The 25,328-nt window shown below is 66.1% G+C and carries 21 protein-coding genes; 12 read left to right on the forward strand and 9 right to left on the reverse strand.

Going from position 1 to position 25,328, the window contains the following annotated elements; translation table 11 throughout:
* Nucleotides 1-64 precede the first annotated feature (64 nt).
* Nucleotides 65-1,078 carry a helix-turn-helix transcriptional regulator gene (locus AC3WTE_RS00760; protein ID WP_459370304.1) on the reverse strand — a complete coding sequence of 338 codons (1,014 nt, stop codon included), beginning with the start codon at nucleotides 1,076-1,078 and terminating at the stop codon, nucleotides 65-67.
* A gap of 119 nt (nucleotides 1,079-1,197) precedes the next feature.
* On the opposite strand from AC3WTE_RS00760, the gene AC3WTE_RS00765 reads away from it, so the two are divergent.
* Nucleotides 1,198-3,219: a fatty acid desaturase gene (locus tag AC3WTE_RS00765; RefSeq protein ID WP_492434846.1), complete on the forward strand. Its 2,022-nt coding sequence runs from the start codon at nucleotides 1,198-1,200 to the stop codon at nucleotides 3,217-3,219.
* Nucleotides 3,220-3,450: 231 nt separating this feature from the next.
* Here AC3WTE_RS00765 and AC3WTE_RS00770 read toward each other — a convergent pair whose 3' ends face one another.
* From AC3WTE_RS00770 to AC3WTE_RS00785, 4 genes are read right to left on the reverse strand one after another with little or no spacing between them, the layout of a single operon-like run.
* Nucleotides 3,451-4,992 (reverse strand): APC family permease, encoded by a 1,542-nt coding sequence (locus tag AC3WTE_RS00770; protein WP_492434848.1) that lies wholly within the window; start codon nucleotides 4,990-4,992, stop codon nucleotides 3,451-3,453.
* A complete protein-coding gene (locus AC3WTE_RS00775) occupies nucleotides 4,985-5,836 on the reverse strand; it encodes a universal stress protein (RefSeq protein ID WP_492434850.1) in 852 nt (283 codons plus the stop codon). The genes AC3WTE_RS00770 and AC3WTE_RS00775 overlap by 8 nt, the downstream gene beginning before the upstream one ends.
* A 3-nt stretch (nucleotides 5,837-5,839) precedes the next feature.
* Nucleotides 5,840-7,783 carry a primary-amine oxidase gene (locus tag AC3WTE_RS00780; RefSeq protein WP_492434851.1) on the reverse strand — a complete coding sequence of 648 codons (1,944 nt, stop codon included), beginning with the start codon at nucleotides 7,781-7,783 and terminating at the stop codon, nucleotides 5,840-5,842.
* A 60-nt stretch (nucleotides 7,784-7,843) separates the two neighbouring features.
* Nucleotides 7,844-9,274, reverse strand: a complete 1,431-nt coding sequence (locus AC3WTE_RS00785) for an aminobutyraldehyde dehydrogenase (protein ID WP_492434852.1) — start codon at nucleotides 9,272-9,274, stop codon at nucleotides 7,844-7,846.
* A 147-nt stretch (nucleotides 9,275-9,421) separates the two neighbouring features.
* Between AC3WTE_RS00785 and AC3WTE_RS00790 the strand changes: the two genes are divergently transcribed.
* A complete protein-coding gene (locus AC3WTE_RS00790; RefSeq protein ID WP_492435455.1) occupies nucleotides 9,422-10,957 on the forward strand; it encodes a PucR family transcriptional regulator in 1,536 nt (511 codons plus the stop codon).
* 15 nt (nucleotides 10,958-10,972) lie between these two features.
* Here the strand turns inward: AC3WTE_RS00790 and AC3WTE_RS00795 are convergent, their stop codons facing one another.
* Entirely contained in the window at nucleotides 10,973-13,813 is a 2,841-nt protein-coding gene (locus AC3WTE_RS00795) for an MMPL/RND family transporter (RefSeq protein WP_492434853.1), read from the reverse strand.
* Nucleotides 13,810-14,253: an MmpS family transport accessory protein gene (locus AC3WTE_RS00800; RefSeq protein WP_492434855.1), complete on the reverse strand. Its 444-nt coding sequence runs from the start codon at nucleotides 14,251-14,253 to the stop codon at nucleotides 13,810-13,812. Before AC3WTE_RS00800 ends, AC3WTE_RS00795 begins: the two co-directional genes overlap by 4 nt.
* A 235-nt stretch (nucleotides 14,254-14,488) precedes the next feature.
* On the opposite strand from AC3WTE_RS00800, the gene AC3WTE_RS00805 reads away from it, so the two are divergent.
* Together AC3WTE_RS00805 and AC3WTE_RS00810 are read left to right on the forward strand one after the other, a co-directional pair.
* On the forward strand, nucleotides 14,489-14,644 hold the full coding sequence (locus tag AC3WTE_RS00805; protein WP_459369496.1) for a DUF8730 family Cys-rich protein: 156 nt from the start codon (nucleotides 14,489-14,491) through the stop codon (nucleotides 14,642-14,644).
* 106 nt (nucleotides 14,645-14,750) lie between these two features.
* Nucleotides 14,751-15,020, forward strand: a complete 270-nt coding sequence (locus AC3WTE_RS00810) for a metal-sensitive transcriptional regulator (RefSeq protein ID WP_459369497.1) — start codon at nucleotides 14,751-14,753, stop codon at nucleotides 15,018-15,020.
* Between the two features lie 6 nt (nucleotides 15,021-15,026).
* Here AC3WTE_RS00810 and AC3WTE_RS00815 read toward each other — a convergent pair whose 3' ends face one another.
* Nucleotides 15,027-15,719 carry a cupin domain-containing protein gene (locus AC3WTE_RS00815; protein WP_492434857.1) on the reverse strand — a complete coding sequence of 231 codons (693 nt, stop codon included), beginning with the start codon at nucleotides 15,717-15,719 and terminating at the stop codon, nucleotides 15,027-15,029.
* A 172-nt stretch (nucleotides 15,720-15,891) separates the two neighbouring features.
* Between AC3WTE_RS00815 and AC3WTE_RS00820 the strand changes: the two genes are divergently transcribed.
* A complete protein-coding gene (locus AC3WTE_RS00820; protein ID WP_492434859.1) occupies nucleotides 15,892-16,098 on the forward strand; it encodes a hypothetical protein in 207 nt (68 codons plus the stop codon).
* 64 nt (nucleotides 16,099-16,162) lie between these two features.
* Here the strand turns inward: AC3WTE_RS00820 and AC3WTE_RS00825 are convergent, their stop codons facing one another.
* Nucleotides 16,163-17,005, reverse strand: a complete 843-nt coding sequence (locus tag AC3WTE_RS00825; RefSeq protein ID WP_492434861.1) for an alpha/beta hydrolase — start codon at nucleotides 17,003-17,005, stop codon at nucleotides 16,163-16,165.
* 115 nt (nucleotides 17,006-17,120) lie between these two features.
* Here AC3WTE_RS00825 and AC3WTE_RS00830 point away from each other — a divergent pair, with 115 nt between their 5' ends.
* The 7 genes from AC3WTE_RS00830 to AC3WTE_RS00860 all read left to right on the forward strand — a co-directional run bounded on the left by AC3WTE_RS00830 (nucleotide 17,121) and on the right by AC3WTE_RS00860 (nucleotide 25,311).
* Nucleotides 17,121-17,711, forward strand: coding sequence for a TetR/AcrR family transcriptional regulator (locus AC3WTE_RS00830; protein ID WP_492434863.1), 591 nt, complete (start codon nucleotides 17,121-17,123; stop codon nucleotides 17,709-17,711).
* 30 nt (nucleotides 17,712-17,741) lie between these two features.
* A complete protein-coding gene (gene pafA / locus AC3WTE_RS00835) occupies nucleotides 17,742-19,100 on the forward strand; it encodes a Pup--protein ligase (RefSeq protein ID WP_459369502.1) in 1,359 nt (452 codons plus the stop codon).
* 69 nt (nucleotides 19,101-19,169) lie between these two features.
* Nucleotides 19,170-20,165 carry a helix-turn-helix transcriptional regulator gene (locus tag AC3WTE_RS00840; protein WP_492434865.1) on the forward strand — a complete coding sequence of 332 codons (996 nt, stop codon included), beginning with the start codon at nucleotides 19,170-19,172 and terminating at the stop codon, nucleotides 20,163-20,165.
* A complete protein-coding gene (locus AC3WTE_RS00845) occupies nucleotides 20,162-21,142 on the forward strand; it encodes a helix-turn-helix transcriptional regulator (protein ID WP_492434866.1) in 981 nt (326 codons plus the stop codon). The genes AC3WTE_RS00840 and AC3WTE_RS00845 overlap by 4 nt, the downstream gene beginning before the upstream one ends.
* 31 nt (nucleotides 21,143-21,173) lie before the next feature.
* Nucleotides 21,174-21,449: a Sec-independent protein translocase subunit TatA gene (gene tatA, locus AC3WTE_RS00850; RefSeq protein ID WP_459369505.1), complete on the forward strand. Its 276-nt coding sequence runs from the start codon at nucleotides 21,174-21,176 to the stop codon at nucleotides 21,447-21,449.
* A gap of 60 nt (nucleotides 21,450-21,509) precedes the next feature.
* A complete protein-coding gene (tatC, locus tag AC3WTE_RS00855; RefSeq protein WP_492434868.1) occupies nucleotides 21,510-22,457 on the forward strand; it encodes a twin-arginine translocase subunit TatC in 948 nt (315 codons plus the stop codon).
* Nucleotides 22,441-25,311, forward strand: a complete 2,871-nt coding sequence (locus AC3WTE_RS00860) for a DEAD/DEAH box helicase (protein WP_492434870.1) — start codon at nucleotides 22,441-22,443, stop codon at nucleotides 25,309-25,311. Before tatC ends, AC3WTE_RS00860 begins: the two co-directional genes overlap by 17 nt.
* Nucleotides 25,312-25,328 lie beyond the last annotated feature (17 nt).

The following is a 25,328-nucleotide window of genomic DNA, read 5'->3' on the forward strand; positions in this document are numbered from 1 at the left end:
TGTCGAATCGGCGCCGCTACCGCGCTCCACTTTGTCGCCCGCTGGGCACATCTGTGAAGGTCGACTATCGCGATCTACGGAAGTAGCTCGGTGCGGTGCCTTCCCAGCGCTTGAAAGCGTGGGTGAAGTTGGCCGTTTCGGCGTACCCCAGGTGCCGGGAGACCTCCTCCACCGACAAATCCTGCTGTAGCAGTTCGACGGCCAATTGGCGGCGCACCTCATCGAGCAGCGAGCGGTAGGAGGTGCCTTCGGCGGCCAGGCGGCGGCGCAGTGTGCGTGGATCGATGTGCAATTCGTCGGCGATGGTGGGCATCGCCGGTAGTTCCCCGGGGTTGTGCAGCAGCCGGCTGCGGACCTGCCCCGCGACGCCGACGCGAGACAGCCGGCGTTCGAGCACGTCTCGGCATTGTTGTTCGAGCTTGCGCGCCGTGTTCGCGTCGGCGAGTGGCGACGGCATGTTCAGAACTTCATGGGTGGCAGCGACGCGGTTCGTGCGTTGGCCGTGGCGTACCGCGGACTGAGGGAGCTGCCACAGCTCTGCGAGCTTTGCAGCGCGGTCGGCATCGAGTGTCGTCTCCGCCCACGCAGGTGTTAGCGCCAGGTTGGCGCCCTGCGTCGCGGCGACGAATCCGGCGAGGTCCCGCTCGACGATGAACGGCCTGACATCCGTGGGCAATTCACTGTCATCGCCCACCAGGTAGCCGTATTCGTCGTCGGTCTCCACCGAGAACCGCAGGTGGGTGGGGGAGAGTGCGAGATAGGGCAGGATCAGCTCTACGCCCTGTCGCAGGGTGGGACCGGCCAGGATCAGAAAGCCGAGCAAGCCGGCACGGCCGAGTGTGGAGTGCAGCCCCACCTCGATGCCGACACCCGGTCTGTCACCCAGTCCCGCAATGAGATTGCGGATCACGTCGAATTCCTGGTGCGCCCAGATCTCGGCGTTCTCGTCATCGAGGCCGGCTTCGGTCAGTCCGCTACCCGCGAGACATTCCGTGAGCGTCATCCCATGCGCGATGCCGCCCTGCACCATGATGCGGACGCCTTCGGTGCCCCGCGGCACCGCCCAGACCGGGGTCATTCCCACTGTCCGAAAATACCAAATCGTCGTCCCGTTGGAACATTCAATCGCTTGGCCGGCGTCCGTAGCGTCCTCGGGAGACGCAACCGGCCTTGGTTGCCTGACAGACGGAGTATCGAATGTCGCGAGTTGATGTGGTTGATCGGGCGGCCGGCCAACCCGGTGCGCGAACGGCGTTGCCGGATCCGGGCGAGCAGGTACCCAAGCTGGCCTGGCCGACGGTCGCGCTGTTACTCGCCGGACTCGCGGCATTTGTCGGGTCCACCGTCGGCTATCTGGACGGGGTGCTCCCGATGTGGGTCCCCATCGTGGTCAACGCGGTGGTGTCCTTCACGATGTTCACCGTCGTTCACGACGCCGTGCATTACGCCATCAGTTCCACACGTTGGGTCAACGGATTGGTCGGACGGTTGGCGGTGCCGTTCGTCCAGCCGATGATCTCGTTCCCCTCGTTCGGGTTCATCCACATCGAGCACCATCGGCATTCGAACGACGACGAGAACGATCCGGACACCTTCGCCTCGCACGGCCCGGCATGGCAGCTGCCGTTCCGCTGGGCCTTGCTCGACGTGTCCTACGGCGGCTATCTGATCCGCAAGATCAGTGGTCGCCCGAAGCCGGAGATCGCCGAAACTCTGGCATGCGTTGCCATTTCCGTGACCGGGGTGATCGTCGCGATCATGTCGGGCCACTTCTGGACGCTGGCCGTCATCTTCATCATCCCGCAACGGATCGCGGTTGTGGTCCTGGCGTGGTGGTTCGACTGGATGCCCCACCACGGCCTGGAGGACACCCAACGGAGTGACCGGTACCGGGCGACCCGGACCCGCGTCGGCATGGAGTGGCTCTACACCCCATTGATGTTGTCGCAGAACTACCACCTGGTGCACCACTTGCATCCGTCGGTGCCGTTTTACCGATACACCAAGACCTGGCGCCGCAACGAGGAGGCCTACCTGGACCGGGGCGCCGCCATTTCCACGGTGTTCGGTCGGGAGCTCAACTCCGGCGAATTCCGGGAGTGGAAGCAGCTCAACGGCAAGCTCGGTCGACTGCTGCCGGTACGGATGCCGTCCCGTTCGAGTTCGCCGCATGCCGTGTTCCACCGGATCCCGGTGGCCGCGGTCGATCCGATCACCGCCGACAGCACGCTGGTGACCTTCGCCGTTCCCGAGGGGCTACAGGACGAGTTCCGATTCGAACCCGGTCAGCATGTCTCGGTGCGCACCGACCTGGGCGGTCAAGGGGTGCGCCGCAGCTACTCCATCTGTGCGCCGGCCACCCGTGCGCAGCTGCGGATCGCAGTGAAACACATTCCGGGAGGAGTGTTCTCGGGGTTCGTGGCCGACCGGCTCCAGCCCGGCGATGTACTCGACGTGATGACCCCGGCCGGCAGTTTCAGTTCCGTGTTGCATCCGCTGCATCGCAAGCACTACGTGGGCGTGGTGGCCGGCAGCGGCATCACGCCGGTGTTGTCCATCCTGGCCACCGCCATGGAGCTCGAAACCGAGAGCCGCTTCACGCTCATCTACGGTAACCGAACCAAAGAGTCGACCATGTTCCGGACCGAACTCGACTGCCTTGAATCCCGATATGCCGACCGCCTCGAGATCCGCCACGTGCTGTCGCGCGAGCCGCTGCACACCGCGGAACTGTCCGGTCGCATCGACGCGGAACGGCTGACCGGCTGGCTCACCACGGATCTTCGTCCCGACACCGTGGACGAATGGTTCCTGTGCGGTCCTGCCGCGATGTCCACTGATGCGCGCACGACGTTGATCGAGCGCGGCGTGGCCCCGGAGCGGATTCATCTGGAGTTGTTCACGGGCTTCGGCCGCACCGACGCGCCCGCACGCGACTACCAGGCCGCTGCCGTAACCTTCCAATTATCAGGAAAGACAAAGACTTTCGGTCTCCGGGCCGGCGAGACGATCTTGGAGGGTGCACTGCAAACGGGCAGTGGCGCGCCCTACTCATGCATGGGCGGCGCCTGCGGCACCTGCCGAGCCAAGTTGCTCGACGGCACGGTCGAGATGGAACAGAATTTCGCCCTCGGCCGCGATGACCTCGAAGCCGGCTACATCCTCACCTGTCAGTCGCATCCGACCAGCGCGACGGTGTCGGTCGACTACGACGGCTGACGGGGTAGTAACGTCGCGGCGCATCGTGCGTCAGGAGACTTGCGGATCGCCCTGAGTTCAATCGTGGTGGTGAACTGCCGGTGGTTATAGAAGCCAGGGACATCTAACCCCCGAAACAGATACCTCGCTCCAATCGGGATGGCTTGTAGCGCATCGTGATTGAAGCGAGGTATTTTTCTGCCTCGGTGTTGATCCGGTACCCACGCACACGGTTACTCGGGTCGAACCGAATCAGGGGAGTGGCGGCGTATCCATGGTGAGCGTCTCGCCCCGGAAGTACGCCGGCTGGACGGTGCGCATGACGAGCATCAGGATGGCCCCGAAGAACAGGATGCCGAAGCCGAGGTAGAACACCAGGCCGATGCCGCCGATCTCCGCGCCGCTGCCGCTGGCCGTCGGGTCCATGCTGACGAGCACCGACTTCACGAAGACGGAGAGCAGCATGACGCCACCGAGCAGCGGGAATGTCAGCTTGTAGATGACGTTGTGCAGGCTCCGGAACAGCTCCTTACGGAAAAACCAGACACACGCGAACGCGGTGATGCCGTAGTACCAGCAGATCATGATGCCAAGGGCGGCAATGGTATCCAGCAGCGTGCGCTCGGACAGCAGCGTCACGATGGTGTAGAAGGCGGCTGTCACGACACCGGCGACGACGGTGCTGTACACCGGAGACAGTGTCCGCGGGCTGATCTGGGCGAATTTCTTCGGGAAAGCCCCGTATGTACCCATCGCCAGCATGGTGCGCGCGGCCGGCAGCACGGTGGTCTGCAAACTCGCGATCGACGAGGCGAACACCGCCAGCAGGAGCAGCGGCCCGCCCCAGTCGCCCAGCACCGGATAAGCCAGCGCGCCGAACACGTTGGCGGCGTTGTCTTTATTGCCAAGACCCAGCCCGGTATCGCCGATGCCCGCAAACATCATCACGGCGACCGCCACGAGGAGGTAGGTCAGCAGGATCGACAGCACACAGAGCAACCCGGCGCGGCCGGGGACCTTGGTCGGGTCCTTGCATTCTTCGCCGAGCGTCAGGCAGGTATCCCAGCCCCAGAATGCGAAGATGGAGCCGATCAGCCCGATCACGAAGGCGCTCAGCGTGAGTCCGGTGAACGGGTCGAACCAATCGATGTCGAAACTCAGGTGTCCTTCGGTGCCGCCCGACCGCACGATCGCGACGATCGCGAACGTGATCAGCACGATCATCTGGAAGCCGACCAGCACATACTGCACCTTTTCGCTGGTCGTGATGCCGCGGCAGGAGATGTAGGTGGCGATGGCCAGCAGCGCGACGGTGGAGCCGATGTTGACCCAGACATTGTCGGCCGAGAGTGTGGCGAGCTTTTCGTTGTGCAGCACCTTGCCGAGGAACTCATAGCCGAACTGGACGCCGATCGAGGCGAGGTTGGACAGCACGATGATGGTGGCGATCACCATGCCCCAGCCGCACATCCAGCCCACATACGGGCCAAAAGCCTTGGTGGACCACGTGAACGAGGCGCCGCAGTCCGGTGCCCGCGAGTTCAGCTCGCGGTACGCGTACGCCGTGAGGAACATGGGGATGAAACCGGCGATGAGGATGGCCGGCATCTTGAGCCCGACCGCGGCGACGATGAGCCCGATGCTGGCGGTGAGGGTGTAGCCGGGTGCCACGGTGGAGATACCGAGGATCGCTCCGGTGAACGTGCCGATTCTGCCTGCGGCGAGGCCCTTGGCGACCAGGCCTTCTTCCCGCTCTATACGAGCGAGGTCGGAATCGGCCAGTTGTTCAGTCATTATCAGCCCCTTCGTCTTTCGGAACCACGATCATCGGAACCTGCAGGACGCGCAGCATTTTCGCCGCGGTCGAGCCGAGGAACAGCCGGCGCGGCTGGGCCAGCCGACTGGACCCCACCATGATCACGTCGCCGTCATGCCAGCCGAGCTTGTTGACGGCGTCTTCGACAGTGGGGCCGGAGGCAACGCGCGAGGTGACCGGAATGTCCTCCGGCAGAGTTGATCTCGCCTGATCGAGGGCGTTCTGGGCGTGTTTCTGTGCCAGCTCCAGATTGTCGGAGTTGTCGACGGCGACGAGCGATACCAGGCGCAGCGGTGTCTGGGTGTCGCGGCAGAGCCGCAAAGCGGAATTCAGCAGCGCGTCGGCGCCGGGACGGGTGCCGACCGCGCAGGTGACTTCCCGAATCCGTTCGTTGCGAGTCAGGCGCGCGCCGCGCGGCGCGATGACCACGGGAATCGGAGACGCATGGACCAGGTCGTTGACCACCGATCCCAACGACAACGGTCCGGCGATGCCGCCGCCCGCGCCGCCAACCACCAGCGCCTCGGCTCCCACGGCCTCTGCCGCCGCGATCAGGCCTGCCGTGCTGGACTCGTCGAAGCTCAGGTGTGTGGTCACAGGGATGTCATTGCGGATCCCGGCCGCGGCGGCGGCAAGCCAGCCCTCCGCTTCCCGTAGCAGCACGTTGCCGGGGATCGCAGCCAGCGCCGGTCGCTCGCTGGGCAGCACCATGCAGAGGTCGATCTCTGCGCCGAGGGTGTGGGCGAGCTGCTCGCCGACGGCCACGGCGTCGTTACCGCCTGGTGTGGCGAGGTACGCGACGGCAATACGCGGGGTGCTCACGGGTCAGCTCTCCTCACATCCGGTGGGCATGTGGCACGCCTTCGGCGGCGTCGGCGCCACGTCGATCGAGGGGTTGCGGTCGAAGAAGCCGACCGGCTTGAGCCAGAAGCTCACGGTGTCCGCCGGCATGATCGGCCAGTCTTCCGGCCTCGTGATGTGGTGGATGCCGAACACGTACCACAGCACCACGTCGGTGTTCTCGATCGAGCGGTTGGCCTCGGTCCACATCGGCAGACCGGTGTCCTTCTTGCTCTGCGTGACGAATTCGCCTGCGGGCCAGCGCTCATCGGGGGAGTTGGGGGTGACCCACACAGTGTGTTCGATGGCCCTGCAGCGGGCCAGGATCGGCGACTCGGGATCGAACATCGCCGGGAAGGCGCCGCCGGGAACCAGCTTGTACGCCGGCGCGGTGCCGATGCCGTTGCGGACGTTGTCGTTGACGACTTTCCACGCCCGCTGGGTCTGGAAGTTCATGTCCTGCTTGCCTTCGGACTCTGTGCGCAGCGGGGTGTTGCGCTGCCGCAGCGACAGTCCGTAGGGGTTGTCCGGCCCCATCGGCTCGATCTCGGTCTCGGTGGCGTACACCGTGTTCTCGGTGCCGTCGACGTCGAGGTCCAGACGGGCCACCAGGAAGTGCTGGTGGTACGGCGCATAGGTGCGGTTGTCGACCAGCGTGCCGTGCGGGTGCGCTTGGCCCTCCGGGAAGTTGCTCACCACCATGATTCCCGTTGCGCGGACCTCACATTCGATGTTGCCGTCCTGGTAGAACCGCCAGTAGGTGAGGTATTCGTAGTTGGCGACGGTGACGTGGAACGACACCGTGAGCCGGCGCATACGTCGCACCTCTGCGCCGTGATGGTGGTCGACGTGCTTCCACAGCACGGCGTTGTCTTCTTCGTGGATGCAGATGGCGTTCTTGATGGTGTACGGCTCGCCCTTGCTGTTGTGCAGCACGGCATCCAGGTACCGAATCTCGCCGAGACAGTCACAGCCCAGCTCCAACGAGGTCGTCATGAAGCCGATGCCCCACTCGCCGATGTCGAAAGCCGTTCGGCGGTAATGGTCTTCGCAATGGTCGCGGTAGGGGACCATCATCTCGGCGAACGACATGCGGTTGGCCACCGACCGCACGTTGCCGTTGTCGTTGTAGCTCACGGCGTGCAGTGTCATACCCTCGCGGTAGTTGAACCCGACGCGCAGTGACCAGTTCTGCCATTTCAGCAGGTTGCCCTCGAGCGTGAACGAAACCCCTTCGGGCTGAGTGATGTTCAGCGGCTGCAACGGCTCCCGGGTGCCCGCGTTGCGGATGCGCTCGGGAATGTGCTGCGGCACGTACTCGCCCATCATCTCCGGGCGATCGACGGTGAAGGTGTCCTCGATCTCCAGCAGCTCCATGGTGTTCATATCGATGACGCAGTGGAATCCGTTGACCGGACCGGCGTAAGGGTTGGCGCCGTCGGCGGCTCGCACCCAGGTGTCGGTCCAGCCCAGGCGGCGGTCCTTGTACTTCTCCGGCATCACGACGTCGCCGTAGGTCCAGGTGTCCATGAACACCAGATCCATGTCGGTGACGCCGCGTTTGGCCAGGGCCGCAATGACTTCCGGGTGCTTACGCAGCACCTCGTCGGCCTCTTCCCATTCATCGACGGTGAAGTTGGGCTGCACCCCCGGGATGTGGTCCCACGACAGCACCGACCCGGCCGAGAGCGACACCACGCTCTTGTAGGTCCGGTTGTTCGACGTGTCGAGCACCGTGGCGAGCGCACGCCGATCCGGAACCGTGCCGGTGGCGTCGAAGGCGGCGACCTCTGCCTTGGCCGGTTCGATCATCTCGATGGAGGTGTACCGCCAGCCGTCCCCGACACCGTGCGCGGTCGCGAGGATTTCGGTGACCTCGGCGAATTCGGGTGCGCTCAGTGGGTCGAGGGGATGGAAAGTGTCAGTCATCGAGAAGGCTCCTGTTCGGCAGGGTGGGTTCGAGTCGGCGGGCGAAGTGAAGGGCAGGGATCAGTCGTGGGCACTCATGACGTGCTTGATCCGGGTGTAGTCCTCGACGCCGTAGATCGACAGGTCCTTGCCGTAACCGGAGTACTTGAAGCCGCCGTGCGGCATCTCCGCCACCAGCGGGATGTGGCAGTTCACCCACACCGCACCGAAATCGAGTGCCCGGCTGAATTTTTCAGCAGTTGCGTGGTCCTTGGTCCACACGCTCGAGGCCAAGGCGTAGCGGACGCCGTTGGCAAGGCCGATGGCCTGCTCGTCGGAGCTGAACGGTTGCACCGTCAGGATGGGCCCGAAGGTCTCGTCCTGCACGATGGAGTCGTCCTGCCGTACCCCGGTAATGATGGTCGGCTCGAAGTAGAAGCCCTTGTCGCCCGCCTGCTTTCCGCCCGTGACGATGTTGGCGTGCTCCGGGAGCGCGGCGATCTTCTGGCTCACCGCGGTGAAATGGTTGACATTGTTCAGCGGCCCGTAGAACGCGTCGGCATCATCGGGCAGGCCCGGGCGCAGGGCGTGGGCGGCCTCGACGAGCGCGTCGACGAACTGGTCATGGATCGACTCGTGCACGATCACCCGGGTGGCCGCGGTGCAGTCCTGGCCGGCGTTGAAGAACGCGGCCTGGGCGATTCCGGTTGCGGCCTTGGTGATGTCGACGTCACCGAACACCACCGCGGGTGCCTTGCCGCCGAGTTCGAGGTGGCTGCGCTTGAGCTGCTGGGCAGCGGCCGAGGCCACGGCGATACCGGCCCGCACCGACCCCGTGATGGACACCAGACCGAGCGCCGGGTGGTCGACCAGTTCGGCGCCTGTCGCGCCGGTGCCCAGCACGACGTTGAACACGCCGTCGGGCAGGATGCCCTTGCTGATCCGGGCCAGCACCAACGTGCTTCCCGGTGTGGTGTCGCTCGGCTTGAGGACGACGGTGTTACCGGCGGCCAGGGCCGGCCCGATCTTCCAGATGGCCATCATGAACGGGTAGTTCCACGGCGTCACCTGACCTACGACGCCGATCGGCTCGCGCCGCACGTAGGAGGTGAAGCCCTCCATGTACTCGCCGGCGGACAGTCCCTCGACCATGCGGGCGGCCCCGGCGAAGAAGCGGACCTGGTCGGCGCTCACCGCGACTTCCTCGGCGGCGATCATCGCCTTGAGCTGGCCGGTGTTGCGGCTCTGCGCCTCGACGATCTCGTCGCTGTGTGCCTCGATCGCGTCGGCGAGCTTCAGCAGGGCCTGTTGGCGCACGCTCGGCGTGGTCTTACCCCAGGTGGCGAACGCACGCTCGGCAGCGGCCACCGCGGTATCCACGTCGGCGCGGTTGGACACGGGTGCCTGTCCCACCACCGAGCCGTCCACCGGGCTGATCAGGTCGATGGTCTCCGACGACGACGAATCGACGAACTGTCCGTCGATGTAGTTCTGTAGAAGTCCGTCGGGCATCTCGTACCGTCGCTCTCTTGCTGGGAAGATCGTCACGTCTCTGGCGGCCTCAGTGTGCGCCAGGACACACCGGTGAGCATCGGACAATTCAGGGATTTTTGGCGGAGTTTTTCGACATTCTGTACATTCATCCCGGTGACGGTTCCGGTGCGATGGGTGCTGGACCAAGCTGATCTGCGGATCCGGCTGCGCGGGGGTGCGGCCGGCCTCGGCAGCGAGATCGGCTTGGTGCTGACCACAGAGTTGGCTGATCCGGCCAAGTGGCTGTCCGGTGGCGAGCTGGTGCTCACCACCGGCATCGGTCTGCCGCCGGGTGCGCGCGATCGACGGCGCTATCTCCAGCTGCTCCATGAAAGTGGAGTTGCCGGAGTCGGATTCGGTATCGGTCTGACCTTCGACGAGGTGCCCGAAGAATTGGTGTCCGCCGCAGAGGAGCTGGGGCTACCGCTGTTGGAGATTCCCTTGCGGACGCCGTTTGCGGCCATTGTGCAGCGGGTCGGTTCGCGGATCGCCGCGCTGCAGTATGACGCGGTGCTGCGCGCGTCCCGGGCGCAGCCGCGGATCACCCGGGCGGTCGTCAGCGGCGGCCCTCAAGAGGTCGCCGCCGAACTGGGCCGGGCCTTGCGGGCCAGCGTCGTGGTGCTGGATCCGTCGGGCACGGTGATCGCATCCCACCCACACAATCTCAACGTCACCACCGTCAACCTGGTGCGCGATGCGATCGAGTCGGGGGCTGCGTCGGCCGTCGCGGTGCTGGCGGAGGGCGTCACCGTCGCGCAGCAGTCCATCCGCGTCGGGGGCCGTTCGCACGGGGTGCTCGGGGTGGTCAGCGAGACGGCCCTGAGTCCGGTCGATCAGGTGCTCTTGGGGCACGCAAACTCCTTGCTCGCATTGGATTTCGAGAAACCGGTGCGACTGAAGGAGGCGCAGCAGCGACTCAACGAGCAGGCTCTGGGACTCATTCTCACCGGTGTGTCCAACCTGGAGCCGGCCTGGGCGCAACTGTCTCATGCGGCCGATCCGCGGGGCCGCATCAGGGCGCTGGTCGCTGCGGCCGATTCGGACTCGGGCGCCGAAGCTGATACCGCACAACTGTTGAAGAAGGTGAGCGCGGCAATTCTGGATCAGTTGGACCAGGCCGGTCAGCCCACCTTTGTGCATTGCGCCGACAACTGGCTGGCGGTGTTGTTGCCGGGAGCGGAGGCCGAGGAGATTGCGGCCGGGCTGGCGGCCCGGATCGATCCATCGCGGCGCCGCACCATCCGCATGGGGCTCAGCGGAATTCTGCCGCTGGCCAAACTGGCCGAGGCCGTCGACAACGCCCGGCTGGCGGCGTCGGTCGCAGAATGCGGCCGGCCTCCGCTCGAGTTCTCCGCGATGGCAGGCAGCACGCTGCTGGCGTTCGGCGAGAGCCGGGAGGTGCTGGTCGCGCTCGGTGCGGCGGTGCTGACTCCCGTCCTCGACCATGACGCCGAATTCGGTACGGGGTTGCTCACGTCGTTGCGTGCGTACCTGGAAGCCAACGGCCACTGGGAATCCGCGGCCGCGGCGGTCGGCGTCCATCGGCACACGATGCGCAAGCGCATCGAAACCGCAGAGGCCCTGCTTGGTTGCGACCTGGCGGTCGCCCGGGTCCGCGCCGAGCTGCTGTTGGCGATCTTGGCGCGGACACCGGGCGGCTGAGCGCCGGCTGACTGGTCAGCCCACGGGCAGTGCGGACTGCTGTTCGGACGACACGGCGGGCTTGGAGCCCGGCCGCAGTGGCCACCAGAACCACCGGCCCAGCAGCGCGGCGATCGACGGCGTCATCAACGACCGAACGATCAGCGTGTCGAACAACAAGCCCAGCCCGATGGTCGTGCCGGCCTGACCGATCGAGCTCAGGTCGCTCGCGGCCATCGACATCATGGTGAAAGCGAACACCAGACCAGCGGTCGTGACCACGCTGCCGGTCTCACCCATGGAGCGGATGATGCCGGTCTTCAGCCCGGCGCCGATTTCTTCCTGGAACCGGGAGACCAGCAGCAGGTTGTAGTCGGAGCCGACCGCCAGCAGGATGATCAGGCCGAAAACAGGTGCGATCCAGTTCAATTCGAGCCCCAGCAGGTCCTGCCACACCAGGACCGACAGTCCGAACGCCGCGCCGAGCGACAGTAGCACCGTGCCGACGATCACCAGCGACGCGACCAGTGCCCGGGTGATGAGCAGCATGACGACGAAGATCAACGTCAAGGCGGCAGCCCCGACGATCAACAGGTCGTACTGAGAGCCCGACTGGATGTCTCGGTAGATCGCCGCGGTGCCGGCGAGATAGAACTTGGCGTCGGTGAGCGACGATCCCTTCACGGATTGATGTGCCGCGTCGAGTGTCGGCATGACCGCGTCGATGCCGTCCGGGGTTGCCGGGTCTTTGGCGTGCGTGATGATAAAACGTGCGGCCTTGCCGTCCGGTGAGAGGAAGAGTCGCAGGCCCCGCTGAAAGTCCGCGTTCTCGAACGCTTCTGGCGGCAGATAGAAGTAGTCTCCGCTGCGGGACGCATCGAAGGCCTGGCCCATGGCGCCGGCGGTGTCGGTCATGGCGGACATCTGGGTGATCAGGCCGGAGAAGGTGCTGTGCAGCGTGAGTAGCGTGCCGCGCATGGACTCCACCGTGGCGATCATCGGCGGGAACTGCGCCTTCATCTGGGGCAGCAGGGCGACGGTGTGGTCCATGTCGGTGCCCAGCGTGGTCATGTCCGAACTGAACGTGTCCACATTGTCGATCGCGTCGAAGACCGATCTGGTTGCCGCACACACGGGAATGTCGGTGCAGTGCTGCTCCCAGTAGAAATAGTTGCGCAGCGGCCTGGCGAAATCGTCGAAGTCGGCCAGATGGTCACGGAGTTCGTCGAGCGTGGCGTGCATCTGGTGGACGTCGGCGGCCAGGTGCTGCGTCGAGTCACTCATCTGGTCGACCAGCGTCTGCAGTCGCTTCATCGGCGCGATCAGACCGCCGAGATCGTCACTCATCTTCAGGATGTCGCCCATCCGGTCCTTCATGATCTGCAGGTTCTGCTGGATCGGAATCGATTGGGCGCTGACCTGGAACGGGATCGACGTGTGCTCGGTCGGGCCGCCGAATGGCCGAGTGATGCTCTGCACCATCGCGATTCCCGGCAGCTTGAAGATGTCCTTGGCCAGCTTGTCCAGGATGATCATGTCACCGCTGTTGCGCATGTCGTGATCGGCCTCGACCATCAGAATGTCGGGATTCATTGTGGCAGCACTGAAATGGCGCTCGGCGGCCTCGTATCCGACGTTCGACGGAAGATCGCGGGGGATATAGAAGCGATCGTTGAAGCTCAGTTTCATAGTGGGCATGAACATGATTCCGACGAGGGCAACCAAGAGGGACGCCACGAAGACCGGTGCAGGCCACCGGACCGTGGCGGTGCCGATCCGACGCCAGCCCTTGGTCTTGGTCATCCGTTTCGGCTCGAGCAGGCCGCGGCGGGTGGCGACGGCCACGACTGCCGGCGCGGCGGTCAGCGCGCCCGCGACGACCACGATCAGTCCGAGCGCGGAGGGAATGCCCAACGCCTTGAAGTAGGACAGCCGCGCCAGATGCAGGCACAGTGTGGCGCCGGCGATGGTCAGTCCCGAACCCAAGATGATGTGGGCGGTACCGCGAAACATGGTGTAGTAGGCCGTCTCCGGGTCTTGCCCGGCTTGGCGTGCTTCGTGGTACCGGCCCACCAGGAAGATCGCATAGTCGGTCCCGGCGGCGATGGCCAGCGACGACAGCATGGCGACAACGAACGTCGAGAAGTTCAGCAGGTTGTGGTCTCCCAGCAGCGCGACCAAGCCTCTGGCGGTGCCCATCTCGAAGCCGACCATGACCAGCACCAGCGCCACGGTGGCCGCGGAGCGGTAGGCCAGGGCCAGCATGACGATGATGACCACGCCGGTCACGGCCATCATCACGAGCATGCTCTTGTCGGCGGCTTCGTTCATGTCGGTGGTCAGTGGCGCGGGGCCGGTGACGTAGGCCTTGAGGCCTGGGGGAGGGGTTGCGCGGCTGACGATTTCGCGCACCCCGTCGACCGACTCATTTCCCAGCGTACTGCCCTGGTCACCGGCGAGATTCAACTGCACATAGGCGGCTTTGCCGTCGCGGCTCTGCACCCCTGCTGCGGTGAGCGGATCACCCCAGATGTCGTGGACGTGCTGCACGTGCTTGGTATCCGCCCGCAGCGCCTGCACCAGCACGTCGTAGTAGCCGCGTGCTTCGGCGCCGAGTTTCTGGTCGCCTTCCAGGACGATCATCGCGATGCTGTCGGAATCCGACTCATGATATGTCGCGCCGATCTGCTTGGCGGCGATCAACGCCGGGGCATCCTGCGGCGACATTGTGACCGCATGGTTGCGGGCCACCGACTCGATCTGCGGCACAAGCACATTCATGGCGACGGTCAGCAGCAGCCAGCCGATGATGATCGGCCAGGCGAACCGCCGGATGAAGCGCATATATGCCGGCCGCGTGTTGTGGTCGCCGCTCATGCGTTCTTGACCAGACACGAGGTTTGGGCTTGCTGTGCGGCCGGGGGCCCGGTCACGACATGTTCTTGGCGGGCCTCGCCGTCGACTGTGATCCGGCACCCGAGCCGGCCGCCATCGCCTTGCGCCACCACGCTCGCGATCGTGGCCGGCGCGGTGGTGTCGACCGTGACGGTCCACGGCAGGCCGTGGAAACTCGCCTGCACGGGCTGCGCGTTCTGATCGAGGTAGTTGACGCTGCCGGCGGTGTCACTGGCCCCGAAAACCTCGTAGACCACGCGCTTGACGTGCGTGGGCTCGAGTGGTGCCGCGCTGCTTGCGGTCGCGGTGAAGATCGGCTCGGAGCCGAAAGCGCCACGCAGTTGCGTGACTGCCGCGGCGCCGAGCGCAACGGCCACCACAGCCACGGTGGGCGCCCAAATTCTCGCCAGGACGGTTGGCATCGTCGTATCCCTTCGCCGGTGGGCTGCTTGTCGCGTGGGCAGGGCAAGCGTGTCGGCCGCATCGCGGTCGCGCCCCCATATACCCCGATGGGTATACCCAGCGAGGTCAACGTACCATACCCCCTAGGGTATTACTGCGCGCGTGACGTGGTGCACAACGACGTTGACCTATACCCCATGGGGTATGTATAAATAAGGGGAGCGGTCTGCGGACTCGTCAGTGAAAGGTTCAAACATGTGTCAACCCAAACGTTGTTCGGTGTGCGGCAAGACCACCTGGTCGGGTTGCGGCATGCACGTGGACGCCGTCAAGGCGGCAGTGCCCGCCAGTCAGTGGTGTGACGGCCACCCCAAGGCCGATCGGCCGTCCCGCCTGAAGTTCTGGCGGTAGGAAGTGGCGGGCGCCATGGGATTGTGGCGCCGCGTCGGCTGGCCCGCTGATACCCTGTGGGGTATTGCGGGCAGTTGGCTGCAGCGTAATGAAAGGTAGGTGCGACATGGTTGGTGATGAAGAGGCCATGGCCGCGGTGCTGGCCCGGTTGCGCCGGGCGCAGGGGCAGTTGGCCGGTGTCATCTCGATGATCGAACAGGGCCGGGAGTGCAAGGATGTCGTCACGCAACTCGCGGCGGTATCCAAGGCGCTGGACCGCGCCGGGTTCAAGATCGTTGCCACCGGGCTGCGTGAATGCCTCACCGGCGGCACCGAAGATGGCCGGTCGCCGATGACCGAGGCCGAGCTGGAGAAGCTGTTCCTGTCGCTGGCGTGAGGCGGCTCAGCTGGTCGGCCGCTTGACGATGGTCAGCGACTGGTCGATCTTCTTCAACTTGGTGAAAGTGTCTGCGGGCACGCCGAACACGACGCCGAGAACGTCGGGCGGCAGCTTGCTGATCGATGCGCCGATGCCGATTTCGTCCGCGCCTTCCTGGGTGCTGGCGTTGAACACGATCAGCAAGCTCAGGTCCTGGGTGCCCTTGTTCTCGAAGTAGTGCAATGAACCCTGGGGCGTGAACACCACATCACCGACGGTGGCTTCGAAGTGCTCGGAGTGCCCCTGCGGATCGAGCACAGTCCACGTCACCACCCCATGGGTGATGATGTTGAGCTCCCAGGCGCTCGGATGCCAGTGTGGTTCGCGGATTCCGCCGGGGTGCAGCGTCACCATCACCACGCTGGCTTCCTGCCCCATCAATATCGGCCAATCTCCTTCGGAGACCTGGCGCAACGTCCCGCCGTCGAACTCGCTGGGCGGTAGCGCACCGAGGCGAAACACGTGCGGCTGCGCCGTGTCCAGTTCGGCCGGGATGCGGGGATTGCCGAAACGGGCGGCGTCTTCGGTGATGGTTGCTTCCTGGACGTTGGTGCGCGCCAAAGGGGATGAGAACGCGCGGCCGGCGCCCGCGCCGGCGATGGCGGTGACGCCGACTGCGCCCGCTCCGCCGAGCATCGTGCGTCGATTGATCATCATGCGGCCAGGCTCGTCCCGCGGGGCCGCGTTGTCCTCACCGCTGGCACCCAGTTGCGTCTTCCGGCTAGCTGCAATACGGAACGGGTGCCTGCAGTAGCGACTTTCACCTGGTCGGAGCAGACGATGAATGCAGTCCGAGAACGGACGAGCACTCCGACAGAAAGCGCCGATCATGAAGAACCCGATCAAGTTCATCGCCCCCGGACTGGCCGTGGCCGGCATCGCCGGCGCCCTGCTGCTGGCGCCGATCGCCAGCGCGGACACTGACCCCCTGGTGCCGGGCGGGACCGACCCGCACTCGTCGTATGCGCTGGGAGAGCACTTCTCCAACCACGACGAGGCCAACCAGAGCGCGGGCGCTCTGGACACGCCGTTCTGATTCCTGCGACCCGGCCTGGTTCTGCCCGCCCCCGATCAGGGGGGCGGGCAGAACCATTTCTGAGTCAGAAGCGCCGGACGAAATTCAGTGCGACGTCGGCCACCTCGCGCCAGCCGCTGTCGATGGTCAGCGAGTGTCCGCGTCCCGGAATCTCGACGATCTCGGTGACATTCGGGTTCTTCTTCTGCCGCTTGTAGGAGGCGTTGGCGACCGCCCATGGCACCGTGTTGTCCTTCTCTCCCGAAATGATGAGCAGCGGACCGCGTTCGGGATTCTTGGTGTTCACCTTGGCCTCGGTGGCAGGGTTGAAGTTGGCGGTCGCGGCCTGGAACAGCGGCACACCGGAGCCGGCGACCGAGTGGCGCTCGTACAAGCTGCTCGCTTCTTGTTCGGAGACCTCGCCCGCGAACGCGAACCGGAACTGCTTGGGGGTCAAGGTGATTGCCCGTCCGCGGTTGACCGGGTTCTTGAGGACGGGGAAGGCTGCGCGCAGTGCCGATACCGGCAGCGGCAGCACGCCGCGGAACGGCGCCGGATCGATCGCGATCGCTATCTCGGCCAGCCCCAGGCCGGCGAGCTTCTGGGCGATCAAGCCGCCGAACGAGTGGCCGATGACGATGGGTTTGCGGTCCAGGGCGCGGATGACGTCGGCGTGATGCCGGGTGATCTCGCCGATGCTCTTGCGCGCGAACACCGATGGATCGCGGCGGGCTTCGGCCACGGTCGCCGGGTCATCCGGCCAGCCGGGGGCCAAGGTCACGAAGCCGTGCTCCTCGAACAGCGCACGCCAGTCGTTCCAGCTGGTCGGCAGTAGCCACAAGCCGTGTACGAACACGACGGGCTGTTGCCCGGAGGTGTTGGCGCGGTCGATGTCGGCCTGTTCGCGAGGGGTGATCGTGGTGGGCATCTGAACGTCTCCTTGGGGTAGATAGAACGGTCTTTCTCTCACTGTGAACCAGTGCCCGTCCCGATGTGTTCCCTAAATCAGAAAGAACGTTCTGCCTCATGGCTAGGATGGCGTCATGGACACCGCCGAACCGGCCCGGCGCCCACGCGAGCGACTGCTCCGGGTTGCGGCGGAGCTGTTCTATCGCGAAGGAATCCACGCGGTCGGCGTCGACCGGATTCTCGCCGAAGCGGGCGTCACGCGCGCCACCATGTACCGGCACTTCAAAGGCAAGGAAGGCCTCGTCGAGGCGTACCTCGGGCTCGAGGACGAGACCATCCGCGGCTACTTCCGTGATGCCGCCGCCGATGCCGGGCCTGACACCGACATGCTGGAACTGGTGATCGACGGCATCGCCGAAGACATCGGGCGGTACCACACCCGGGGTTGTCCGTTCATCAACGCCGCGGCGGAGTACCCCGCGCCGGACAGTCCGGTTCGGCAACTCATCGCGGCGCATCGCAACTGGTTTCGCGGTGCGCTGCAGGAAGCGGCCGGCGGACGGGACAATCCTGAGCAGATTGCGGCGTCGCTGGTATTGCTGCGGGACGCCGCACTGGTGGGTGGCTACCTCGACGGAATCGACACGACCAGGGCCGCCTTCGTGCGGGCCGCGCGGCAGGCCGCCGGTATCTCTCGGGTGAAGCCCGGCCCGTTGCCCACCTAATAGTTCTTCCCAACCCGTAAGCTCGATCATGTGCAGCGACGGATCATGGGAATCGAGACCGAGTTTGGCGTGACCTGCACGTTTCATGGTCACCGCCGACTCAGCCCTGACGAGGTAGCGCGGTATCTGTTCCGGCGAGTGGTGTCGTGGGGGCGCAGCTCCAACGTCTTCCTGCGAAATGGTGCACGCCTGTACCTCGACGTGGGCAGCCACCCCGAGTACGCGACTGCCGAATGCGACAACCTCGCGCAGCTCGTCACCCACGACCGCGCGGGCGAGCGCGTGTTGGAAGACCTGCTGGTCGACGCCGAGCAGCGGCTGGCCGACGAGGGCATCGGCGGCGACATCTACCTGTTCAAGAACAACACCGACTCGGCCGGCAACTCCTACGGCTGCCACGAGAACTACCTGATCGTGCGGGCCGGCGAGTTCTCCCGGATTTCCGATGTGCTGCTGCCGTTCCTGGTCACCCGTCAGTTGATCTGCGGTGCCGGCAAGGTGCTGCAGACCCCGAAGGCCGCGACGTTCTGTCTGAGCCAGCGCGCCGAGCACATCTGGGAGGGCGTCTCCAGCGCCACGACCCGGTCCCGGCCGATCATCAACACCCGTGACGAGCCGCACGCCGACGCCGAGAAGTATCGCCGGCTGCACGTCATCGTCGGCGACTCCAACATGTGCGAGGCCACCACCATGCTCAAGGTGGGCAGCGCCTCGCTGGTACTGGAGATGATCGAGGCGGGCGTCCCGTTCCGGGACTTCTCGCTGGACAACCCGATTCGGGCCATCCGCGAGGTCAGCCACGACCTGACCGGACGCCGCGCCGTGCGACTGGCCGGTGGACGGCAGGCCTCGGCACTGGACATCCAGCGCGAATACCACTCGCGCGCCGTGGATTACCTGCAGACCCGGGAGCCCAACGTGCAGCTCGAGCAGGTCGTCGACCTGTGGGGCCGCCAGCTCGACGCCGTCGAGAGCCAGGACTTCGCCAAGGTCGACACGGAGATCGACTGGGTGATCAAGCGGAAGTTGTTCCAGCGCTACCAGGATCGCTACAGCATGGAGCTGTCCGATCCCAAGATCGCCCAGCTGGATCTGGCGTACCACGACATCAAGCGTGGACGCGGGGTGTTCGACCTGTTGCAGCGCAAGGGATTGGCCGCCCGGATCACCACCGACGAGGAGATCGACGCAGCGGTCAACATCCCGCCGCAGACCACCCGGGCCAAGCTACGCGGCGAATTCATCACGGCCGCACAGGAAGCCGGGCGTGACTTCACCGTCGACTGGGTGCACCTCAAGCTCAACGACCAGGCGCAGCGCACGGTGCTGTGCAAGGACCCGTTCCGGTCGGTCGACGAGCGGGTGAACCGGCTGATCGCCAGCATGTGACAGGCGCCGTCGCGTATGTAGGCGCGGCGGTGAGCTGCCGGCCCACAGCAACCACTTAGTCTGTTGGTCGTGACGACGTCCAAGGTTGAGCGGTTGATGAACCTCGTCATTGCGCTCCTGTCCACCCGTAGCTACCTGTCCGCGGAGCAGATCCGGGCCAACGTCACCGGCTACCAGGACCCGCCGACCGACGAGGCGTTCTCCCGGATGTTCGAACGGGACAAGAACGAGCTGCGTGACCTCGGTATCCCGCTGGAGACCGGACGCGCCTCGATGATGGACGTCAACGACGGATACCGCATCAACCGCACCGCCTACGAGCTGCCGCCGGTCGAACTGACGGGTGACGAGACGGCCGTCGTCGCGATCGCCACCCAGCTCTGGGAGTCGCAGGAGATGGTGACCGCCACCCAGAGCGCGCTACTCAAGCTCCGCGCGGCGGGCGTGGACGTCGACGCGCCCGATGCCGGTGTCGCGATCACCACCGGCGCCACCCCGGGGCTGCGCGGCTCCGAAGAGGCATTGGGAATTCTCTTGTCCGCCATCGACTCCGGTCGCGCAGTGCAGTTCGCACATCGCCCCAACCGGAGCGCGCCGTACGTCGACCGGACGCTGGAGCCGTGGGGCGTGGTCACCTACCGCGGCCGCTGGTACGTCGTCGGCCACGATCGGGACCGCGACGACGCGCGCACCTTCCGGGTGTCCCGCATCGCCGACGGAGTGCGCGCCGTGGGGCCCGACCGCGCGTTCACCCGGCCCGACGGCGTCAACCTGCGGGACATCGTGCACCGCGCGGTCGCGGAATGGCCGGCCGGCGAGCAGGCCCGGATCTGGGTGGCCGCGGGCCGTGCGACGGCGTTGCGCCGGCAGGCCGTCGCCACGTCACCCAGCGCGCGCGGGGGGCGCGACGGCGACGAGATCGTCGTCGACATCGGCATGGTGGACCGGCTGGCCCGTGAGATCGCCGGCTATGGTGCCGACGCTGTGGTGCTGGAGCCGAAGTCTTTGCGGGACAACGTGATCGGTCGGTTACGTGCGCAGGCGGGGGAGAGCCTTCAATCATGAGTAACGTGTCCACCCGCCTCGTGCGGCTGTTGAACATGGTCCCGTATTTCCAGGCCAACCCGCGCGTCAGCCACACCAAGGCCGCTGCCGATCTGGGCGTGACGCGCAAGCAGTTGGAGGCCGACCTCTGGCAGCTGTTCGTCTGTGGGCTGCCCGGCGGAGGTCCCGGCGAATTGATCGACCTCGACTTCGAGGGCGACACCATCGAGGTGATCTTCTCGGCCGGGATGGACCGCGCGTTGCGGCTCACCTCGCCGGAGGCCACCGGCGTGTTGATGGCGCTGCGCGCGCTGGTCGACGTACCCGGCGTCGTCGACCCCGACGTGGCACGCAGCGTCATCGCCAAGATCGAGGCCGCGGCCGGTACCGCCGGGGCAACCGCGGCGGCGGTCCCGGCGCCAGAAGTCACCGGAGATGTCGAGAACAAGGCCACCGCGGCGGTGCGGGCCGCGGTCCGGGACAAGCGGGCCTTGTCCCTGGAGTACTACTCCGCTTCACACGACACCATCTCGCAGCGAGTCGTCGACCCGATCCGGGTGGCGCTCATCGGCGATCACAGCTACCTGGAGGCGTGGTGTCGCACCGCCGAGGGCGTGCGGTTGTTCCGCTTCGACCGGATCGTCGACGCCACCGCCCTGGACGAACCCGCGGCACCCCCGGCGCCCGCAGTGCAGGCCGAGCCCGACACGTCGCTGTTCTCCCCGGAGACCGCGGACCCGAGCTTGCCGGTGGCGACGCTGCTGATCGATTCGTCGGCGTCGTGGATGTTCGACTACTACCCGCTGGCGGTGCAGCGAGAGATTCCCGACGGCAGCTGGGAAGCCACCATGACCTACGCGTCGGACGAGTGGATGGCCCGTTTCGTGCTCGGTTTCGGTTCAGCGGTCCGGGTCCTGGACCCGCCGGCGCTCGCCGACCGCGTGCGGGAGTCCGCGGTAGCGGCGCTGGCGGCATATGAACCGGGTCTCGGCGAGTAGACTCGGCCTCAACATCTGGAGGTGACCCAAATTGGGCGGTTTGCAACCGTGGCACTGGTTGATCGTCATCGCGGTGTTCGTGCTGCTCTTCGGCGCGAAGAAGCTGCCGGACGCCGCGCGTTCGCTTGGTAAGTCGATGCGCATCTTCAAGTCCGAATTGAAGGAGATGCAGTCGGACGGTTCCGGGGAATCGACCGTGCAGCCCGGCGCACACCCAAGTCCGAGGCCCATCACTGCTGAGCGCGTCGAGAATCCGGCACCCGCACCGCAGCCGGCGCCGGACGCCACCGACAAGCACCCGGCCTGACCATTGCCGTGATCCCGCCGCAGGCCCAGCGCACGCGGCGGTTGGCTCCTACATACACACGTGCCAGCACCTGGAATTCTCCGAAAGCTTGACCCGCGCCGTCGACGGTCGCGGGTCAATCCTGACGGCACCATGTCGCTCGTCGATCACCTCGAAGAGCTCCGGACCCGTCTGCTGATCGCTGTCATCGCGATCTTGTTGACCACAGTCGTCGGCTTCCTCTGGTACGAGCACAGTTTCTTCGGATTACCGAGCCTCGGTGACTGGCTCCGCGGCCCGTACTGTTCGCTCCCTGCCTCATCACGTGCGTCCATCGCTCCGGACGGCGCGTGCCGGCTGCTCGCGACGGCGCCGTTCGACCAGTTCATGCTGCGCCTCAAGGTCGGCATGGCGGCGGGCGTCGTCATGGCCTGCCCGGTGTGGCTCTACCAGATCTGGGCGTTCATCACCCCCGGCCTGTACAAGAAGGAACGCCGGTTCGCGTCGCTGTTCGTCGGGGTCGGCGCGCTGCTCTTCGTCTCGGGCGCGGTCATGGCGTACGTCGTGCTGTCGACGGCGCTGTCGTTCCTGCTGACCGTCGGTAGCGATGTCCAGATCACCGCGCTGTCGGGTGAGCAGTACTTCGGTTTCCTGATCAATCTGCTGATCGTGTTCGGCATCAGCTTCGAGTTTCCGCTGCTGATCATCATGCTGAACCTGGTCGGAGTGCTCACCTACGACAAGCTCAAGGCCTGGCGCCGCGGCCTGATCTTCGGCTTGTTCGTGTTCGCCGCGTTCGTGACGCCCGGCTCGGACCCGTTCTCCATGTTGGCGCTGTCCCTGGCGTTGACGGTCCTGCTGGAGCTGTCGATCCAGGTCGCTCGGCTCCACGACCGGCGCAAGGCCCGGCTCGAAGCCGAGGCCGTTCCCGACGACGAGGCCGCCCCGATCGGGTCGGTGGAACCCATCGATGCGCCATCTGCCGTGCCCGCCCCGACCCGGCTGACCATCGATGACGACGCCACCTGAGTTTCGGGCGGCGGAGCCGCCGATCCCGACGGGCGCGGCCGTATCCGTCGAAACCGAGCCCGGCCCGCAGCTGCGCGACTTCGCCGCGGGCCTGTCGTTCACCCTGGACGATTTCCAGACAAAGGCCTGTGTGGCGCTCGAGAACGGTCGCGGCGTCCTGGTCTGCGCCCCGACCGGTGCCGGCAAGACCGTCGTCGGCGAGTTTGCCGTGCATCTGGCGCTGGCCGCCGGCCGGAAGTGTTTCTACACCACGCCGATCAAGGCGCTGAGCAACCAGAAGCACAACGATCTGGTGGCCCGCTACGGGCCTGACCGCATCGGCCTGCTCACGGGTGACCAGGCGATCAACGGTGACGCCGACATCGTGGTGATGACCACCGAAGTGCTGCGCAACATGCTCTACGCCGATTCCCCTGCGCTGCACGGCCTGTCCTACGTCGTGATGGACGAGGTGCATTTCTTGGCCGACCGCATGCGCGGCGCGGTGTGGGAAGAGGTGATCCTGCACCTGCCGGAGGAAGTGCGGTTGGTCAGCCTGTCGGCGACGGTGAGCAACGCCGAGGAGTTCGGCGGCTGGATCCAGACCGTCCGCGGTGACACCACGGTCGTCGTCGACGAACATCGCCCGGTCCCGTTGTGGCAGCACATGCTGGTGGGCAAGCGGCTCTTCGACCTGTTCGACTTGTCCAAGGGGGCAGGTGGCAGTAAGGGCTCGGGCAAACAGGCTGCTCGCGTCGACCCGGAGTTGTTGCGGCACATCGCGCACCGCCGCGAGGCGGACCGGCTGATGGACTGGCAGCCGCGGGGGCGAAGCGGAGACGGACGCGGACGTTCTGGCGGCCGGCCCGCGATGTACCGGCCACCGAGCCGTCCCGATGTGATCAGCACGCTGGATCAGGCCGGCCTGCTCCCGGCCATCACGTTCGTGTTCTCCCGCGCCGGCTGCGACGCCGCGGTCAAGCAGTGCCTGCGGTCGGCGGTGCGGCTGACCAACAAGGCCGAACGCGACCGGATCGCCGAGATCGTCGACCGGCGCTGCGCCGATCTGGCCGAGTCCGATCTGGCGGTGCTCGACTATCACGAGTGGCGCGAAGGGCTCCTGCGCGGCCTGGCCGCCCACCACGCCGGCCTGCTGCCGGTGTTCCGGCACACCGTCGAGGAGTTGTTCACTGCGGGGCTGGTGAAGGCCGTGTTCGCCACGGAGACCCTGGCGTTGGGTATCAACATGCCGGCCCGCACCGTCGTGCTCGAGCGGCTGGTCAAGTACAACGGCGAACAACACGCCCCGCTGACGCCGGGGGAGTACACCCAGCTGACCGGCCGTGCCGGGCGCCGCGGTATCGACGTCGAGGGCCACGCTGTCGTGCTGTGGCATGCCACCGACGAGATGGCCGACCCCGCCCAGGTCGCCGGCCTGGCGTCGACGCGAACGTTTCCGCTGCGCAGTTCCTTTGCGCCGTCGTACAACATGACCATCAATCTCGTTCAGCACATGACGCCGGCGGCGGCGCACCGGCTGCTCGAGCAGTCGTTCGCGCAGTACCAGGCGGACCGGTCGGTCACCGGACTGGTGCGCGGCATCAAGCGCGGTGAGCGGATGCTCGCCGAGATTGCAGCCGAGCAACGCGAGAGTTCGGATTCAGCGCAGGGTGACGACTGGGAGTCCGTGCTGGAGTACGCCCGGCTGCGGGCGAGCATCACCGAACGTGAGCGGGCGCAGTCCCGGGCCGGCCGCCTGACGCGGCGCAAGGGCATCAACGACGCGCTGGCCGCGCTGAAGCGGGGCGACGTCATCGCCATCGGCCTCGGCCGCCGCAGCGGATTGGCCGTGGTGCTGGAGCCGGCATTCGATGCCGACGACCCCAGGCCGCTGGTGCTCACCGAACATCGCTGGGCGGGAAGGATTTCCGCTGCCGACTACGCGGGCACATCACAGCGTCTGGGCAGCATGTCGCTGCCCAAGCGAGTGGAACACCGGCAGCCGAAGGTGCGCCGCGACCTGGCGTCGGCGCTGCTGTCAGCGGCCGAAGCGCTCGACGTGCCGTCAGTGCGGCGCAGCCGCGGTGCCGGGGAAGCAACGACGCCGGATATCGATCCGGAATTGGCGGGTCTGCGCGAGCAGATGCGCCGCCACCCCGCACATCAGCTGCCCGACCGCGAGGCCAAAGTGCGTGCCGCCGAGCGCTATCTACGCATCGAACGTGACAACGACCAGACCCGGCAGAAAGTCGCGGCGGCCACCAACTCGCTGGCTCGCACCTTCGACCGGATCACGGCGCTGCTCAGCGAGCGCGGTTTCATCGAGGGGGCCGAGGGCGAACCCGCGGTCACCGACGACGGCCGCCTGCTGGCCCGGATCTACAGCGAGAGTGACCTTCTGGTCGCCGAGTGCCTACGGGGCGGTGCGTGGGACGGACTCAACCCGGCCGAGCTGGCCGCGGTGCTGTCGGCCGTGCTTTTCGAGTCGCGCGGTGACGGCCCGACGGTGCCGCCGGGCTCCGAGCAGGTCACCGACGAGGTGCGGCGGGCGCTGGCGAAGACCCGCCGGTTGTGGACCGACATCCGGGGTGACGAGCGTCGGCATCGGCTGCCGTTCAGCCGGGAACCCGACGCCGGGTTCGCCGCAGCGATGTACAGCTGGGCGACCTACGGAGACCTGACCGCGGCGCTGTTGATGTCCGACAACGGCAATGGAAATGCTTTGCCCGCAGGCGATTTCGTGCGCTGGTGTCGTCAGGTGCTGGATCTGCTGGACCAGGTGCGCACCGCTGCGCCATCGCCGCAGTTGCGCGCCACGGCCAAACGGGCCATCGGCGCGGTACGTCGGGGCGTCGTTGCCATAGACACCATGTGATCGCAGGGTTGTTGTGA

The sequence above is a fragment of the Mycobacterium sp. FW102-FHT13B02 genome, from assembly GCF_058790275.1.

Bases quoted from the DNA above. Each gene is read 5' to 3' on its own strand.
- AC3WTE_RS00760 (WP_459370304.1), bottom strand. From the start codon at position 1,078: ATGACCCCGGTCTGGGCGGTGCCGCGGGGCACCGAAGGCGTCCGCATC.
- AC3WTE_RS00765 (WP_492434846.1), top strand. From the start codon at position 1,198: ATGTCGCGAGTTGATGTGGTTGATCGGGCGGCCGGCCAACCCGGTGCG.
- AC3WTE_RS00770 (WP_492434848.1), bottom strand. From the start codon at position 4,992: ATGACTGAACAACTGGCCGATTCCGACCTCGCTCGTATAGAGCGGGAA.
- AC3WTE_RS00780 (WP_492434851.1), bottom strand. From the start codon at position 7,783: ATGACTGACACTTTCCATCCCCTCGACCCACTGAGCGCACCCGAATTC.
- AC3WTE_RS00785 (WP_492434852.1), bottom strand. From the start codon at position 9,274: ATGCCCGACGGACTTCTACAGAACTACATCGACGGACAGTTCGTCGAT.
- AC3WTE_RS00795 (WP_492434853.1), bottom strand. From the start codon at position 13,813: ATGAGCGGCGACCACAACACGCGGCCGGCATATATGCGCTTCATCCGG.
- AC3WTE_RS00800 (WP_492434855.1), bottom strand. From the start codon at position 14,253: ATGCCAACCGTCCTGGCGAGAATTTGGGCGCCCACCGTGGCTGTGGTG.
- AC3WTE_RS00805 (WP_459369496.1), top strand. From the start codon at position 14,489: ATGTGTCAACCCAAACGTTGTTCGGTGTGCGGCAAGACCACCTGGTCG.
- AC3WTE_RS00810 (WP_459369497.1), top strand. From the start codon at position 14,751: ATGGTTGGTGATGAAGAGGCCATGGCCGCGGTGCTGGCCCGGTTGCGC.
- AC3WTE_RS00815 (WP_492434857.1), bottom strand. From the start codon at position 15,719: ATGATGATCAATCGACGCACGATGCTCGGCGGAGCGGGCGCAGTCGGC.
- AC3WTE_RS00820 (WP_492434859.1), top strand. From the start codon at position 15,892: ATGAAGAACCCGATCAAGTTCATCGCCCCCGGACTGGCCGTGGCCGGC.
- AC3WTE_RS00825 (WP_492434861.1), bottom strand. From the start codon at position 17,005: ATGCCCACCACGATCACCCCTCGCGAACAGGCCGACATCGACCGCGCC.
- AC3WTE_RS00830 (WP_492434863.1), top strand. From the start codon at position 17,121: ATGGACACCGCCGAACCGGCCCGGCGCCCACGCGAGCGACTGCTCCGG.
- AC3WTE_RS00845 (WP_492434866.1), top strand. From the start codon at position 20,162: ATGAGTAACGTGTCCACCCGCCTCGTGCGGCTGTTGAACATGGTCCCG.
- AC3WTE_RS00860 (WP_492434870.1), top strand. From the start codon at position 22,441: ATGACGACGCCACCTGAGTTTCGGGCGGCGGAGCCGCCGATCCCGACG.